General features: G+C 38.3%; 13 protein-coding genes. 2 read left to right on the forward strand and 11 right to left on the reverse strand.

Annotated features, from left to right (window positions below):
* Nucleotides 1-143: 143 nt before the first annotated feature.
* Both metL and metB read right to left on the reverse strand, forming a co-directional pair.
* On the reverse strand, nucleotides 144-2630 hold the full coding sequence (gene metL, locus AC27G3_RS02515) for a bifunctional aspartate kinase/homoserine dehydrogenase II (protein WP_487118472.1): 2487 nt from the start codon (nucleotides 2628-2630) through the stop codon (nucleotides 144-146).
* 73 nt (nucleotides 2631-2703) lie between these two features.
* Nucleotides 2704-3867, reverse strand: a complete 1164-nt coding sequence (metB, locus tag AC27G3_RS02520) for a cystathionine gamma-synthase (protein WP_487118474.1) — start codon at nucleotides 3865-3867, stop codon at nucleotides 2704-2706.
* 206 nt (nucleotides 3868-4073) lie between these two features.
* Here metB and metJ point away from each other — a divergent pair, with 206 nt between their 5' ends.
* The gene (gene metJ / locus AC27G3_RS02525) at nucleotides 4074-4412 is read left to right on the forward strand and encodes a met regulon transcriptional regulator MetJ (protein WP_487118475.1); all 339 of its coding nucleotides are present in this window, start codon (nucleotides 4074-4076) and stop codon (nucleotides 4410-4412) included.
* A gap of 96 nt (nucleotides 4413-4508) precedes the next feature.
* On the opposite strand, the gene AC27G3_RS02530 is transcribed toward metJ, so the two are convergent.
* Nucleotides 4509-5750 (reverse strand): malic enzyme-like NAD(P)-binding protein, encoded by a 1242-nt coding sequence (locus AC27G3_RS02530; protein WP_487118476.1) that lies wholly within the window; start codon nucleotides 5748-5750, stop codon nucleotides 4509-4511.
* Between the two features lie 573 nt (nucleotides 5751-6323).
* Here AC27G3_RS02530 and AC27G3_RS02535 point away from each other — a divergent pair.
* Nucleotides 6324-6992, forward strand: coding sequence for a DUF6624 domain-containing protein (locus tag AC27G3_RS02535; protein ID WP_487118477.1), 669 nt, complete (start codon nucleotides 6324-6326; stop codon nucleotides 6990-6992).
* Between the two features lie 137 nt (nucleotides 6993-7129).
* Here AC27G3_RS02535 and AC27G3_RS02540 read toward each other — a convergent pair whose 3' ends face one another.
* From AC27G3_RS02540 to mutL, 8 genes are all read right to left on the reverse strand, one after another.
* Nucleotides 7130-8428, reverse strand: coding sequence for an adenylosuccinate synthase (locus AC27G3_RS02540; RefSeq protein WP_487118479.1), 1299 nt, complete (start codon nucleotides 8426-8428; stop codon nucleotides 7130-7132).
* Nucleotides 8429-8608: 180 nt separating this feature from the next.
* Entirely contained in the window at nucleotides 8609-8791 is a 183-nt protein-coding gene (locus AC27G3_RS02545) for a DUF2065 domain-containing protein (protein WP_487118481.1), read from the reverse strand.
* Between the two features lie 74 nt (nucleotides 8792-8865).
* A complete protein-coding gene (gene hflC, locus AC27G3_RS02550; RefSeq protein WP_487118482.1) occupies nucleotides 8866-9750 on the reverse strand; it encodes a protease modulator HflC in 885 nt (294 codons plus the stop codon).
* Between the two features lie 3 nt (nucleotides 9751-9753).
* Complete coding sequence (hflK, locus tag AC27G3_RS02555; protein WP_487118483.1) at nucleotides 9754-10905, reverse strand: FtsH protease activity modulator HflK; 1152 nt, start codon at nucleotides 10903-10905, stop codon at nucleotides 9754-9756.
* 135 nt (nucleotides 10906-11040) lie between these two features.
* Nucleotides 11041-12327 carry a ribosome rescue GTPase HflX gene (gene hflX, locus AC27G3_RS02560; protein WP_487118485.1) on the reverse strand — a complete coding sequence of 429 codons (1287 nt, stop codon included), beginning with the start codon at nucleotides 12325-12327 and terminating at the stop codon, nucleotides 11041-11043.
* Nucleotides 12328-12388: 61 nt separating this feature from the next.
* Entirely contained in the window at nucleotides 12389-12643 is a 255-nt protein-coding gene (hfq, locus tag AC27G3_RS02565) for an RNA chaperone Hfq (RefSeq protein ID WP_487118486.1), read from the reverse strand.
* Between the two features lie 132 nt (nucleotides 12644-12775).
* Nucleotides 12776-13741 carry a tRNA (adenosine(37)-N6)-dimethylallyltransferase MiaA gene (miaA, locus tag AC27G3_RS02570; protein WP_487118488.1) on the reverse strand — a complete coding sequence of 322 codons (966 nt, stop codon included), beginning with the start codon at nucleotides 13739-13741 and terminating at the stop codon, nucleotides 12776-12778.
* A 7-nt stretch (nucleotides 13742-13748) separates the two neighbouring features.
* On the reverse strand, nucleotides 13749-15650 hold the full coding sequence (mutL, locus tag AC27G3_RS02575; RefSeq protein WP_487118490.1) for a DNA mismatch repair endonuclease MutL: 1902 nt from the start codon (nucleotides 15648-15650) through the stop codon (nucleotides 13749-13751).
* Between the last annotated feature and the right edge of the window lie 15 nt (nucleotides 15651-15665).

A 15665-nucleotide genomic window follows, 5' to 3' on the forward strand; every position in this document is an offset into this window, starting at 1 on the left:
TTTTATGAAAACCTATTGCACCCAAAGATAGCTTTCATGCTAATTAAAAAAGCCTCAATTAACAAGCGTTAATAATATGTCTAATCAATCAAGCTATCTTTTATTGTACGTCTTCAACTATCACGTCGCTTAAAGGTAAGTCTTTAATTTATTCCTTTTATTTTAACTTGATTGTGCTTTGAAGAGACTTGTTGGCAAATTTTAACTAAATCAGAGTGTAACCCACCGGCAGTGACATCTCTACCCGCACCAGGGCCACGAATAATTAATGGATTATCTTGATACCATTGGCTCTTAATTTGAAAAATATTATCACATGGTGAAAGACTCGCAAAAGCATCGTCTTTAGGTAGTACCTCTAAACCAACTTCAGCGCTGAAGGTGTTGTCACCATCCGTTGAAGCAATAAAACGGGCAATGTAACGAATACAACAATGGTTACTTTGTGCTTTGGCATATTGTTCAGCAAAAAATTCATCAAGTTCATTACTGCGTTTTAGAAAATCCGCCGTAGACAAGTTTTGTAGCCCTTCAGGCACTAAGTTATTACAACGAATATCGTCTAAAGATAAAGTAAAACCAGCCATACGAGCGAGGATGAGTAATTTACGTTGTACGTCACGCCCTGATAAATCTTCACGAGGGTCGGGTTCGGTAATTCCTTGCGATAGTGCATCAAGCATTAATGCAGAAAACGGTTGTTGCCCATCATATGTTTCAAACAACCATGATAATGTGCCTGAGAATATACCTGATATCTCGATAATGCTATCGCCACTTTGCAATAAGTCATCGATAGCGTAATTAATAGGTAAACCTGCCCCGACGGTTGTATTACCTAACCATAAGCTATTGTTTTTTTCTGCTGCTTGAAGAAGTGCTTGGTAATCTTTAGTGGGTGCAGAAGCGGCCCATTTATTTGCGCCAATAACATGAATACCTTGTTTGAAAAACTCACCATAGAGCAAACTAAAATCTTCACTAGGGGTAATATCAACAACAATTAACTCATCATAGGGGTGGCTAGCTAACCACGACAATAACTGCTCTTGAGTATACGTTTGCGCATTATCGTTATAGATGGCAAGTGCATTAGCAGCATCTAAACCGTCGGTATTAATAAGAGCTTTTGTCGAGCCAACTAAGCCCACTAAATGCAAATTTTCGAGTGAAGGAATACGTGTTAACTGATCTGGTAATAGTTCTAAGAATCGTTGACCAATATTACCTAAACCAGCAACGACTAAACCAATATGTCGTGCATCTTTTGTCATATCATGATGCACATTGTTCAGTAGCTCTCCTGTACACACAGCAGGTAATACTGCGATTAAGCTATGATCATTATCTGAGTGAACAAGTTCCAAGGGTTGTGCGCTTTTTAACGCTCGTTTAAAGCGCGCTTTAATATCGCCTTGCTGGCAAACTTTATGGCCGACTGTGGCAATAATAGAAACAGGCTTAAACGAAACTTCAGTGTCGTGACATGCCAACCATTGACTCACTTGCTTTTGTTGATCTTGATGAATAACAATAAAGCCTTGATTGTTATCTGCGCAAATCGCACTAAATTGCTCACTGGCCTGTGTGCCACGATCTCCTTTAAAACTATCAGAGTGAGCTAGCAATAAATCATTTAAATGAGTAACTGAAAGCCCTTGCTTGGCAATTTGACCAAATTTACCAATTTCAGTGCCACTAATATCAGCATCAAAACTACTTGCCACATGTAAGTGCGTATGAAATTTACTTTCAACATTAACTAAAGGTTTAAGTGTTTTAGCATGTAGTACTGGATTACCTAATCGCCCAAGCTCTTTTGCGACCGCGTTAGGTAAGCGGTGTAACTTTCTCGCAGAAGGAACAACACGAGGGTCGGCACTGTAAATACCATCAACATCAGTCCAGAGAGTTACGTTATGTGCACCAACTAAAGAAGCCATAATCGTAGCTGAATAATCACTACCGTTGCGTCCTAAAGTGCAAGTTTTACCGTTAACATCTTTACTGATATAACCGGTGATCACAGCAAGCTTGCCATTAGTTAATTTCTGTTTAAGTTGTTTAGCACTTAAGTCACTTTCAACGTTACAGTTTTGCTCATTATCAATCACTAAAAACTGGCGAGAATCTATTGCGATACTCGGACAAACACGCTCAGATAATACCGCAGATAACAATCTAGCTGACCATAACTCACCAAAAGATAAAATATTATTATAATTATCATCAAGACTGTCAGTTAACCAAGTCGTTAGCTGTATAATATCGTCATGGAGCAATTGCTTTAATAATGCTGCACCTTTTGAGGTTAGCAATTGCTCAATAATATTTTGTTGCTCCGTTTGTAGTTCTGATAAGGCTTTTAATAAGGCCTGACGGTCACCTTGAAGACACTCTTCTTCTTTAGCTAATGATAAAGCTGCAAATAAATTATCTGTTGTTTTACCATTGGCAGAGACAACAATAAGATCATTTAGCTGACAATGCGTGCGAATGATATCAACTACTCGTTCTATGCATTGATGGCTAGCTAAACTACTACCACCAAATTTGTGAACATGAATGGCATGTTTAGTCAGTTGATTTTCAATACCACTAAGCTGCGTTGCATTGTTTGTTTGGCTCATATTATTCTCTGTTCATGTAGGCTAGCTTATAACTGCTAGCGTACTTTACGTTGGTAAAAGTTATCTCGTTAACTTACTGATTTTTTTGGCTTGCAAGTAAACCATGATCAAGATCGGCAAGTATATCTTCAATATCTTCAATCCCTACTGATATGCGGATAAGTGATTGGGTGATACCAGCTTCTAATTGATCCGCTATTTCCATACCTGCATGTGTCATGGTAGATGGGTGGCTAATTAAACTTTCAACACCACCTAGAGATTGCGCTAAAGTAAATAATTCTAAGTGTTCAAAGAGAGCTTTAACCGCTTCAACGCCACCTTTGATCTCAAAACTCATCATAGCGCCGAAGTCACTTTGTTGGCGTTTTGCCAATTCATGTCCAGGGTGATCTTTTAAGCCAGGGTAATAAACATTTTCAATGGCTGGATGTTGATTTAAAAATTCGGCTACCGCGTTAGCATTTATTTGATGTTGTTTCATACGAATAGGCAATGTTTTTAAGCCACGAAGCGCCAAAAAGCTATCAAAAGCTGAACCAGTAATACCGATACAGTTCGCCCACCATGCCAGTTTTTCACCCAGCTCTTGTTCTTTGGTAACTAACACACCGCCAACCACATCACTGTGCCCGTTAATGTATTTTGTGGTTGAATGAAAAACAATATCAGCCCCTAATAATAAAGGTTGTTGCAGTGCAGGTGATAAAAAGGTGTTATCAACAGCAACTAACGCCCCAACTTCATGGCTTAGTTTCGCTACTTTTTCAATATCGACTAAACGAATTAATGGATTACTTGGCGTTTCTACTAAAACTAGTTTAGGTTTTTCAGCTAATGCTTTCACTAATGCTGCTTCGTCGTTTTGATCAACTACGATTAATTTAAATTGGCCGCGCTTTGCTAAGTGGGTGAACAGTCGAAAGCTACCGCCGTAGCAATCATGTGGAATGACGATTAAATCATCAGCATTCAATAACTGACAAATAAGATGAACAGCTGCCATGCCTGTACTTGTTACGATACCAAGCGCACCTTGCTCTAATTCAGCCACGGCTTTTGCAAAAGTTGACCGGGTTGGGTTACCTGTTCGAGAATAGTCAAATTGACGTTTTTCATTAAAACCTTTTAATGAATATGTGCTAGATAAGTGGATAGGTGCAACCACAGCACCATGATGTTCATCGCTGTTAATGCCAGCTCTAACGGCGGTTGTAGCAATTTTTTTAGTGGTCATTTTATTCTCCATTAAAGGTTAACATTAAATACATATACATTTAGATGTTTGGACGTCTAAAACTCTAAACGTTTTAACTTGAAGGGTCAAGAACTTTTAGACTTCTAAACTTCTACACATTCCTTATTGACTCGCGCGCAGCAACTAGTAAAATCGGATTAGAACGCAATAAGTGCGATAACAATTATAAGTGTAGAGGTAAATTTATGGCCGAGTGGAATGATGAGTACTTAAATCCATATGCCGAACATGGAAAAAAAAGTGAACAAGTAAAAAAAATTACTGTTTCAATTCCTTTGCGCGTATTAAAAGTGTTAACCGATGAACGAACAAGAAGGCAAGTTAATAACTTACGTCATGCAACTAACAGTGAATTGTTGTGTGAGGCATTTTTACATGCTTTTACTGGGCAACCTTTACCGGATGACGAAGACTTAGCGAAAGATAACGACCAAAAACTACCAGCTAGTGTTCGTAAAATATTAGAAGCTAAAGGTATTACAGACTTTAGCGCTTATGAATCTGATGACGAAGATGACGGATAAAGCTAGCAGCTAATTCCATATTCGCTATAACGTTGATTGAATAAAAAAGGGCTGAAAGTTAATACTCTCAGCCCTTTTTATATGCCACGTTTTCGTTTATTGCATATAATTTTTCGGCATGGGTAGTGCAGCAACACCCGAGTCAATAGCAGCTTGTGCTACTGCTCTCGCCACTTTAGCGCACAAACGAGGATCCATCGGTTTTGGAATAATATAATCTTTACCAAAGCTTAACGATTTATCACCACTAGCGATTAATACACTTTCAGGGACACTTTCTTTTGCTAATTCACGTATTGCGTGTACGGCCGCAACTTTCATTTCATCGTTTATAGTACGCGCTCGTACATCTAGCGCCCCTCTAAATATAAATGGGAAACATAAAACATTATTAACTTGGTTAGGATAATCACTGCGACCTGTAGCAATAATCACATCGTCACGAGCCGCTTGAGCCAACTCAGGCTTAATTTCAGGATCTGGATTTGAACAAGCAAATATAATAGGACGTTCTGCCATCATATTTACATGTTCTTCTGTTAATAAGTTAGGACCTGATACTCCAACAAACACATCTGCACCACTGATAGCGTCTTCTAACGTGCGTTTATCGGTATTGTTTGCAAATAGTGTTTTGTATTCGTTTAAGTCTGAACGACGGGTATGAACAATGCCTTTTGTATCTAGCATATAGATTTTTTCACGCTGTGCGCCACACTTAATTAATAACTCCATACAAGCGATAGCTGCTGCTCCAGCACCTAAACAAACAATATTAGCTTGGCTGATGTCTTTGCCCTGAATATCTAGCGCATTCATCATGCCTGCTGCGGTAACAATCGCAGTACCGTGTTGATCATCATGAAATACTGGGATTTTACAACGCTCAATCAACGCTTTTTCTATGGCAAAACATTCTGGCGCTTTAATATCTTCTAAGTTAATGCCACCAAAACTGTCTGCAATATTCGCTACAGTATTTACAAACTCTTCTACTGTTTTATGTTTTACTTCAATATCAAATGAGTCTATATTAGCAAAACGTTTAAATAATAATGACTTACCTTCCATTACAGGCTTAGATGCCATTGGACCAAGATTGCCTAAACCTAAAATAGCGGTACCGTTGGTAATAACAGCCACGGTATTACCCTTAGCGGTATATTTATAAACATCGTCAGGGTTAGCAGCAATTTCTCGTACAGGCTCAGCAACACCAGGACTATAAGCTAGTGATAAATCTTCACTGGTTTCTGCAGCGGTTGTCAGCGCAACACTTATTTTTCCTGGAGTGGGAGAAGCGTGGTAATCGAGTGCCTGTTGGCGAAAATCTGTCATGATGGTTTCCTAGTGCGTAATGTTTAATAAATTTGTTATGCAACCCACTTGGTGATCGTTATTTGCCACCTTGATTTTTATTTTCTGAGTTTGCTATTTATATACTATTTCATAGCGCTCAAGCAATTCAAGTCTATTTTCATATAATGAATCGCTACAAGCTATATTAAATCTAACCTTAAACTTAAAGATAATCATATAATTTAGCTAAATATTCACTATTACTACTGAGATAAATATAGAAAAATCACTCGTAAATTGAACAAATCATCAATAGCTCAATTTATTCACAATAAGGCGTTAACTACTTTTACTAACCAATCGCTACTTAGTTAAATCATTTCATCTAATTTCTTAACCTTTTTAGTGTTAGTGAAAGAGATTCTCCCAAGCGGGTAATTTAATTATCTTGCTATAATCGTGTGGTAATGTGTTGGTCGGACAAACTTAGCTTGCCTTTTATAAACAGCTGTATTAATAAATATGCATTAGCTTGTGTTGCTTATTGTCTTTAATCAATAAGCTTATTAACATAGTAAGTTAATCTCAATCGTTAGTTTTTTTAGAGGGTTTATGTTTTTTCTTAAATCAAAAAGAGCCTGCAAGTTAATTACTGCGCCTGTCGCCTTAATGAGTTTATTTTTTATAGCGCCGCATGCTTTCGCATATAATCCCGCAAACGTTAGTACTAAAAGCACAGAGAGTTCAATCCAAACAAACTCTTTCCATAACGAGTCTATTAGTCAGCAACTGCTTAAGATGAATGAAACCGCACAACAATATCGCCAAAAATTACTACCTTATCAAGGTCATAAAATTCCTCAGCAGTTAATTGATCAAGTTCAAAGAACTGACAATATTCACAATGAACAACTACAAGACATTATTAACCAAATTGGCTGGCCTACCCCCCAAAAGGTAGGAGTTAAGGCTGCATCTGCTGCTTTCTTACTTGCTGAAAAAGCGCCTTTAGCACTTAAAAAGCAACTTTTACCAACATTTAAGGAGCAGTTCAAACAAGGCAATTTAACTGGACAACAACTTGCTGTATTTACTGACAAGGTGTTAATTAAACAAGGAAAAAAACAACGATACGGAACTCAACTTGCTATCGTTAATAAAGAAGTGATTTTCAATAATATCGAAGATGAAAAGTATGTTGATAAGCGCCGAGCAGAAATGGGAATGATTTCTTTAAGTGCTTATCAATCTTTATTGGAAAAAATGTATCACTTAAAATGATACTTTATAGCAATGTCAGAAATTTTCTGCGTGAGAGCGCACTTAATGGGGTTTGTTTTACAGAACAAAAGTTAAGCATAAAAAAAGCCAGACAGTTATAAACTGGCTGGCTTTTTAGTAGCGCATGAGCTTATCGCTTATTCGCTAAAAGGGTTAACCAATACAATAGTTTCATTGCGATCTGGACCTGTAGAGATAATATCAACAGGTACACCGGTAAGCGCTTCAATACGCTTAATATAAGCAATGGCATTAGCAGGTAATGCATCAACTGATGTTGCACCTACTGTTGATTCGCTCCATCCAGGCATTTCTTCGTATACAGGTGTTATTTTTTCATAACCTTCAGCTGCTGTTGGCGGTACAGTAATAATATCGCCAGCTTCTGTTTTATAGCCTGTACAAATTTTTAATGTGCTTAAGCCATCTAGGACATCAAGTTTAGTTAAACAAAAACCAGTAATGCTGTTGACTTGAATAGCGCGATGCATAGCTACCGCATCAAACCAACCACAACGGCGTTCACGACCAGTAGTTGCGCCAAACTCATGACCTACTGTTCCTAAATGGTTACCAATTTCATCATCCAATTCAGTTGGGAATGGACCTGAACCAACACGAGTCGTGTAAGCCTTAGTAATTCCTAAAATGTAATCAAGGTGACGAGGGCCAACACCACAACCTGTAGCAACACCACCAGCGGTAGTATTAGAAGAAGTTACATAAGGGTATGTACCATGGTCGATATCGAGTAAAGTGCCTTGTGCACCTTCAAACATAATTGATTCGCCATCTTTACGACCTTGATCAAGTATCTCTGAGATATCCGCAACCATATTTAATATCACTTCACGAACGGCTAATGCATCGGCCAATACTGTTTCGTAACAAACAGGTTCAACTTTGTAGTAATGCTCTAAAGAGAAGTTGTGGTATTCAACAATTTCTTTTAGTTTTACAGCAAAAGAATCAGCACAAACTAAATCACCGACGCGTAAACCACGACGAGCAACTTTATCTTCATATGCAGGACCAATACCACGGCCAGTTGTACCAATTGCCTTGTTACCACGCGCAATTTCACGGGCAGCATCTAACGCATTATGATAAGGAAGAATAAGTGGACAAGCATCGCTAATAAGTAAGCGTTCACGTACTGGAACACCTTTAGCTTCAAGCATGGCAATTTCTGTCATCAAGGCTTTCGGGCATAAAACTACGCCATTACCTATTAAACATTTTACGTTGTCACGCAATACACCTGATGGAATTAAATGAAGTACGGTTTTTTCACCGTCAATTACCAAAGTATGACCCGCATTGTGGCCTCCTTGATAACGTACTACGTACTTAGCTTTATCTGTGAGTAAGTCAACAATCTTACCCTTACCTTCGTCACCCCATTGGGTGCCTAGAACTACGACGTTTTTGCCCATGTTTTCAATTTCGATAAAAAATTAGGCGGGGATCTTATCAAAAATAAAAACCGAGTCCAAGTAATAAATGTACAAGTTTGCAGCTATAAATTAATTCCTCTTATGAACAATAACTTAGCGACTTTAGCTAAACTCAAATTACATTTGAATTTAGCTCGGCTCGAGTTAGCTGTAGATGAGTTAATAAAATGCATATACTAATAGAACGCCTGCCAACACTGCTACAGTACCCATGGTTCGGATAGTTACAATGGGTTGTTCCGTTAATTTATGTAGATAAGCCCGCCATTTATTAGGGAAAAGCGCAGGAGCAATCCCTTCAATAATAAGAAAAATTCCTAACGCGATTAACACATGTTCCATACTTTTCTCCTGACAAATAAAAAGGTCATAGCAGTTATGCCATGACCTTTATAAATAGTAACAACTAAATTAATCTATTTTTTAGGGTTAGCGCCTTCTTTTAAAAACTGAAAGAAGTCACTATCAGGTTTAACAACCATAATATCGTTTTTACTATTAAAGCTGTTTTCATATGCTTCTAAACTACGGTAAAAGCTATAAAATTCGGCATCTTGCTTATATGCATCGGCATAAACTTTAGCTGCTAATGCATCACCTTCACCACGCACTTCAAGTGAATTTTTCTTTGCTGTCGCTAACATTACTGTTACTTTTGCATCAATTGTCGCACGGATAATTTCAGCTTGCTCTTGACCTTGTGATCTATGTTCTTTCGCAACAGCTGTACGCTCAGCACGCATACGATCATAAATTGAGTTACTTACCTCTGTTGGTAAGTTTATCGCTTTAATACGCACGTCGATAACATCAATACCTAAGTCTTCACGGCTACTTTCTGCGCTTTTTAACGCTTCAACCATAATACCGGTACGATCGCCTGAAACAATTTCTTTAATGGTTCGGTTACCAAACTCAGTACGCAAGCCATTATTAACTTTTTGCTTTAATAAAGCTCTAGCAACATCTATGGAGCCAGATGTACGTAGATAATAACGAGAGAAATCAACAATCTTCCACTTAACAAATGAATCTACGATCAAATCTTTCTTTTCAGAAGTAACAAAACGATCAGGCTCTTCATCTAATGTTTGAATTCGAGCATCAATTTTTTTAACTGACTCAAAAAATGGAAACTTAAAATGTAAGCCCGGTTCAAAAATGACCATTTCACCTGCTGAGTCACGTTTGATTTTTGAGAATTTAAATACAATGCCTCGTTCGCCTTCATTAATAACGAAAACCGCAGAAACAGATAATAAAAATAGTGCGGCTATAATAATACCAATTAAATTTTTCATTGTTTAGTCTCTCCCACGGTCATATCTGTCATTACGACTTGATGAAGATGACACTGTACTATTCACGGTTCTGGTAGGTTGAGGCGCTGTTGATTCAGTTCTCACGTTAGCAGAAGTGTTGTTTTGTTGTTGAATAATTTTATCTAATGGTAAATACATCATGTTATTACCACCATCAACATCCACCATCACTTTAGACGTTGTACTGTATACTTTTTCCATAGTAGAAATGTACATACGTTGGCGCGTAACTTCTGGTGCCGCAATATATTCTGGTAATATTTTATTGAATCTAGCGACAGAACCTTCAGCATCTAAAACCGTTTGTGATTTATAGGCTAATGCTTCTTGTTCCATACGTTTAGCACGACCACGAGCACGAGGCTCTATACCACGAGCGTAAGCTTCTGCTTCACGACGAAAACGTACTTCATCTTCTTGTGCAGAAATCGCATCATCAAATGCATCTTTTACTTCATTTGGTGGGCGCGCGTCTTTAAAGTTAACATCCACAATTAATAAACCTAAATTATAAGGCTCAATAATTTTTTCTAACTCGGTCCATACGGCTTGACGCACGTTTTCACGACCACTTGTTAAGATATCATCCATCTTAGAGTGACCGACAACAAAACGCAGGGCACTATCTAGCGATTGACTTAAACTGTCGTCTGCATCAGTGACACTAAACCTGTAATCACGCGCGTTAACAACACGATATTGAATTTGCATTTCAACGCGTACGACATTCTCATCTTGGGTAAGCATAAAACCTGAAGCCGGTAAATCGCGAGTACTTTGCATATCAATAGGAATAATCTTATCAATAAAAGTCCACTTCCAACTTAAGCCCGGATCAACAGTACCAGCATATTCACCAAAGCGAAGTACGATACCTTTTTCAGCTTCTTTAATGGTGTAGAAACCACTGAAAGCATAGCCAACTAAAGCTACAACCAAGATCAAACCTAAACCTAAGTTTGAAAAACTGCCGCCTGAATTAGCACCACCACCTGATGATTTACCACCAAAAATACCACTTACTTTTTGACCTAAATCTTTTAATAATTCGTCTAGGTCAGGTGGACCTTGGTTTTTACCACCTTTGTTTTTCCAGGGGTCTTTATCGTTATTCCCCGGTTCGTTCCAAGCCATGATACTCTCCGCTTTGCTAGACCTTGTATAAGGTCATAAAATTAAAATCTAAATTTTTATAGTTCACTAATTTTTCTATTCAAATAGTTAAAAACGCGAATATAAGCCATAAAGGTAGGCTAATATATCAGGCGGTTAACTTTCAATAAAGCCTTCTAACTGCTCTTTATCTTGTTTTAGTAGCCGATTCCACTCTCGCATTGGCATTTCTACATTGAGTAAACAATTACCTTGTTCGTCATACTGCTCTTGGCTAATACAATTTAACTGGTATAACGCCCCACGTAACTTACCGGCACTAGGTGGAATTTTTAATTGGTGTTGAATAATCTCTCGCCCTAAGCGCTCGGCTAAAGCATCAAATAATAGTTCTATACCTACATTTGCTTGGGCTGACAACCATACTCTAATGGGTAAGCCTGTTTCATCGCGATCAATTCTAGGGGCAAGATCGTGTAAGTTATCTATTTTATTACACACTAATAATTGTGGTACATCGCCAGCTTCAATCTCATTTAAAACATCTTGCACTTGTTCTATGTTTTCGCTGCGACGTTCATCAGAAATATCAACCACGTGTAATAAGATTTCTGCTTCGCGAGTTTCCGTTAATGTTGCTTTAAAGGCTGCAACCAAATCATGAGGCAAATGACGGATAAACCCCACTGTATCGGCGAGTATTGCTCGGCCTACCCCTTCTATTTCAATTTTACGTAACGTGGGATCTAAGGTCGCAAACAACTGATCCGCCACATAAACATCGGCCTGTGTAATACGGTTAAATAACGTTGATTTACCCGCATTGGTATAGCCTACAAGAGAAACAGTTGGAATTTCAGCGCGAGTTCTAGAGCGTCTACCTTGTTGTCTTTGACGTTCAACTTTTTCTAATCGTTTGAGGATATTAGTAATACGTTCTCGCAATAATCGTCTATCGGTTTCAAGTTGGGTTTCACCTGGGCCTCTTAAACCAATCCCACCTTTTTGCCTTTCTAAATGCGTCCAACCACGGATCAAACGACTACTTAAATGTTTAAGCTGTGCTAACTCGACTTGCATTTTACCTTCATGCGTTCGTGCGCGTTGAGCAAAAATATCAAGAATTAGCGTTGTACGATCTACCACTCGGCATTCGCACAAAGCTTCAATATGTTTTTCTTGTGAGGGAGATAAACTGTGGTTAAATAAAATGACATTAGCTCCATAGAGCTTAACCATTTCAGCGATTTCACTCGCTTTACCACTGCCAACAAAATACTTGGGGTGCGGTGTTTGGCGTTTAGCCGTAGCCACAGCTAGAGACTCAACCCCCGCAGACGATACGAGCATTTTAAATTCAGCTAGATCTTCCCGTGAACTCTCGTCGGGAAAATCTACATGAACAAGTACCGCTTGCTCACCCGCCTGATAACGATCAAACAAATGTACAACTCCAAACCATACTTATTCTTTTCATACAAACCTATAATTTACTATGATGAATTTAAGATTCTGGTGATTCATCTTCACCTTGGGTAGCAGGTACCGCTGTGTTTACAGCTCGAGCAGGTACCACAGTAGAAATAGCGTGTTTATAAACCATTTGACTGACCGTATTCTTGAGTAAAATCACAAACTGATCAAAAGATTCTACTTGTCCTTGGAGTTTAATACCGTTAACTAAATAAATTGCAACAGGAATGCGATCACGACGTAAAGCATTCAAAAATGGGTCTTGTAAAGATTGTCCTTTTGCCATTGTATGGCCCCTTTTATTATTGTTAATAAAGAACTGTAAAATAAATACTCATATCTTTACGAGTATAGAACGGTTCATTAAAGTTTAAAAACTATTCTTGAGTAAATATAGCAACTTACTCAATAATTGAAACTAATTATACATCAATGTTTCAATATTGCTTATTTGAGATATTACTTGTTGACAATTTGTTACATCTTCCATTGTTAACCATTGTAACTCAGGCCAATTTCTTAGCCAGGTTAATTGTCTCTTCGCAAGCTGTCTTGTGGCACACACTCCACGAAAAATCATTTCATCAAAATCTATCTCACCATTAAGGTGTTGCCACATTTGACGATAACCAACGCAACGTATTGATGGTAAATTTTCGTGTAAATCATTACGCTCTTTTAATTTAATCACCTCGTCCTTAAAGTTTTGCTCTATCATTAGCTGAAAACGTAATTCTATACGTTCGTGCAACGTTTTGCGATCACTAGGTGTAATAGCAAATTGTAATACATCGCCTTCAAGCTTTGCACCTTTGATTTGAGTTAACTGTGTTAAACTCTTTCCCGTTAAACGAAACACTTCTAACGCTCGCGTTAATCGTTGTGGATCATTCGGGTGTATTCTTAATGCCGATTCGCTATCACATTGTTGTAATAGTTCATGCATATGTTGCCAACCTTTATCTTCGGCTTCTTTTTCAATGTCGGCTCGTATCGCTTGATTTGCTTCTGGTAAAGGTGATATGCCCTCAATCAAGCTTTTAAAATACATCATGGTGCCGCCAACCAACAAAGGTATGCGATTGTTACTGCGTATTTGTTCAATTTCAGCAAGTGCATCATGACAAAAATCAGCAGCAGAGTAGCTTTGACTCGCATCTCTAATATTAATTAATCGATGCGGGTATTGTGCTAATTCTTCAGCCGTTGGTTTAGCGGTGCCAATATCCATATCTCGATAAATCAACGCTGAATCTACACTAATAATATCGCAAGGCAAAACATCACAAAGTTCCATAGCAAGTGCTGTTTTTCCTGACGCAGTAGGTCCCATTAAACAAATAACCGGTGGTTGCTTCAACTTGTTTGCTGATGACAATGACATAGTAAAATTATTTATTGGCTGATCCTAACTGACTTATTGAAGATGTGAGGTCTATTAACACGGAATTCAAGCGTAACTGACCGTCTATTTTTTCATTAATTAGCTTTTTCCCTTTATCGACCATCCCTTGTGCCATTTCAAGGTTATATTTTTCAGCACCAATAATACTGGAAAATGCCCGACACCAATGGGTTTGTGTTAACTTCTCTTGTGTAACTATTGCCAATAAAAAGCTGAGAATACTATCAAAACTTGCCGAAATATTTTTATCTCTAAGGCGAGCAGGAAATTGACGAATCTGAATTTTATTACTCGATTTAACCACAATAACAATACCCGCATGTTCAAAGTCTGCTAGGTGCTTTTCGACAAAACTCAATTGGGGTTGAGTTAAAGTTAAACTAACAGGTAATAATAACGGCTGACTAACAAGCCCTTGTTGCCATCGTTGTTGCAGCTCAATAAAATTTACTTCCTGTGCAAAATTAACAATCGATAATAAACGTAATTCATTCGCTAATAAAATTACGCCATATATATCGTCAACAATTTGCAGTAATTGATATGAAGCATTGCCAACGTCAGTAGATGTCATCACCACATCTTGCTTTTCGGTATTGCCCTCTATCGTCGTCATTAACTGCTGATAAGCATTTGACGCCTGCCTTGATGGCTGAATTGGACTATTGTAACTTTGTGGTACGCTTTCTTTAACTGCCTTTAAAGGGGTAACATAATCATCGCGTTGCTGATAAGCATATTGTTGGCTAACTTTATGTGCATCCGACACTTCAAAACTGGACGTCCCCGCAGATTGCTTTGTTAACGCTCCATTAGGCGCAGCCCCTTCTCCCGTAAATTGCTCGCCACCTTCACCATATTCGATATTTTCATGACCTAAACCTAATTCTAGTGATTCTTGCAGCGCGTTATTACATACAGAAAAAATAAAATCATGAATAAAGCGCGCTTGGTGAAAGCGAACTTCGTGTTTTGCCGGATGGACATTAACATCGACTTCGCGATAATCGAGCGTTAAAAATAAAACAAAAGCGGGATGATTATCACCGACTAGGTGTTCAGCATACGACTGACGAATAGCATGATTAATAAGCTTATCTCGCATCATTCGCCCATTGACATAGCTATAACATAAATCGTTTTGACTACGGTAGAAGCTAGGTTTAGCTAACCACCCCCATAAATGTAAATTATCGTGATGACAATCCACTTCTATAGCGTGGTCAATAAAATTTTTACCGCAAACCATAGCAACGCGTTTGGCATACTGTGATTTATCTTTAGCTGCACGATATTGCCGAATGGTTTTACCGTTATGCGTTAAAGTAAATGTGACATCGAATCTTGCTAGCGCAATTCGCCTTACCACTTCATCGATATGGGTGAACTCTGTTTTATCTGTTCTGAGAAACTTTCGACGTGCAGGAGTATTGAAAAATAAATCTTTCACTTCAATAGTAGTGCCATTAGGATGAGCGGCAGGTTGAATAACCACTTCCATATCACGCCCTGCAGCATTAGCTTGCCATGCAGTTTCTTGCTCAGCCGGTTTTGAAGTTAGCGTTAATCGTGACACTGAACTTATTGAAGCAAGTGCTTCTCCTCTAAAACCTAAACTACTGATGGCTTCTAAGTCACGTAAATCTTTAATTTTACTAGTAGCATGGCGGCTAAGAGCAAGACTTAATTCTTCTTTGGCCACTCCTGAGCCATTATCAGATATCCGCAGTTTTTTTGTGCCGCCTTTTTGAACTTCGATGTGTATTTTGGTTGCGCCTGCATCTAGAGAATTCTCTACTAACTCTTTAATAACAGAGGCAGGTCTTTCAACCACTTCGCCTGCGGCAATTTGGTTAGCTAAACGTGCGGGGAGTATTTCAATGCTCATAAGTTGTATTCTATG

Source organism: Colwellia sp. SU-HH01217 (assembly GCF_057543495.1).

Bases quoted from the DNA above. Each gene is read 5' to 3' on its own strand.
- metL (WP_487118472.1), bottom strand. From the start codon at position 2,630: ATGAGCCAAACAAACAATGCAACGCAGCTTAGTGGTATTGAAAATCAA.
- metB (WP_487118474.1), bottom strand. From the start codon at position 3,867: ATGACCACTAAAAAAATTGCTACAACCGCCGTTAGAGCTGGCATTAAC.
- metJ (WP_487118475.1), top strand. From the start codon at position 4,074: ATGGCCGAGTGGAATGATGAGTACTTAAATCCATATGCCGAACATGGA.
- AC27G3_RS02530 (WP_487118476.1), bottom strand. From the start codon at position 5,750: ATGACAGATTTTCGCCAACAGGCACTCGATTACCACGCTTCTCCCACT.
- AC27G3_RS02535 (WP_487118477.1), top strand. From the start codon at position 6,324: ATGTTTTTTCTTAAATCAAAAAGAGCCTGCAAGTTAATTACTGCGCCT.
- AC27G3_RS02540 (WP_487118479.1), bottom strand. From the start codon at position 8,428: ATGGGCAAAAACGTCGTAGTTCTAGGCACCCAATGGGGTGACGAAGGT.
- AC27G3_RS02545 (WP_487118481.1), bottom strand. From the start codon at position 8,791: ATGGAACATGTGTTAATCGCGTTAGGAATTTTTCTTATTATTGAAGGG.
- hflC (WP_487118482.1), bottom strand. From the start codon at position 9,750: ATGAAAAATTTAATTGGTATTATTATAGCCGCACTATTTTTATTATCT.
- hflK (WP_487118483.1), bottom strand. From the start codon at position 10,905: ATGGCTTGGAACGAACCGGGGAATAACGATAAAGACCCCTGGAAAAAC.
- hfq (WP_487118486.1), bottom strand. From the start codon at position 12,643: ATGGCAAAAGGACAATCTTTACAAGACCCATTTTTGAATGCTTTACGT.
- miaA (WP_487118488.1), bottom strand. From the start codon at position 13,741: ATGTCATTGTCATCAGCAAACAAGTTGAAGCAACCACCGGTTATTTGT.
- mutL (WP_487118490.1), bottom strand. From the start codon at position 15,650: ATGAGCATTGAAATACTCCCCGCACGTTTAGCTAACCAAATTGCCGCA.